Origin of the sequence: Anaerotignum faecicola (assembly GCA_024460105.1) — a bacterium.
Classification (GTDB): Bacteria; Bacillota; Clostridia; order Lachnospirales; family Anaerotignaceae; genus JANFXS01.
This window is the reverse complement of record JANFXS010000125.1, coordinates 1-539: the sequence shown is the minus strand read 5'-3', so window position 1 is coordinate 539 and position 539 is coordinate 1. Positions and strand designations below refer to the sequence as shown.

The window sequence follows — 539 nt, the reverse complement described above, 5'->3', positions numbered from 1 at the left end:
ATCTGCTCAGAGAAGGAACCGCCTGGTTCAAAGACTTGGGATTAATCCCACTTCAAATCCCAGTGACAATAAAATAAACATGAAAATGGAGAATCAAAAAATGGAATCAGAAGTACTTTCACGATGGAATAAATGGAACCAGGAGGTCCTGGAGGACCCGGATTTAATAGATGAGCTTAAGAGTATTCAACAGAATGACAGAGAACTGGAAGATCATTTTTACCGTAATCTGGAATTCGGTACCGGAGGTCTGCGAGGTATCATTGGCGTCGGTACCAACCGCATGAATATCTATACTGTCGGGAAGGCAACTCAGGGCTATGCCAATTACCTCAATCAAAAATGTTCATGTCCCTCTGTTGCCATAGCCTATGACAGCCGGATTAAATCAGACGTATTTGCCCGGCGCGCAGCGTGCATACTGGCTGCTAATGGCATTAAGGTTCATTTATATCAGGAATTGATGCCCACTCCCTCCCTTTCTTTTGCTGTACGGTATTTAGAATGTTCAGGCGGAATCGTGATAACTGCCAGCCATA

Annotated in this window: 1 protein-coding gene; it reads left to right on the top strand. The window is 44.2% G+C overall.

Features of this window, described 5'->3' with window-relative positions:
* Window positions 1–100: 100 nt before the first annotated feature.
* Window positions 101–539: phospho-sugar mutase (locus tag NE664_13080; protein ID MCQ4727566.1), on the top strand; the 439-nt coding region annotated here is incomplete at its 3' end.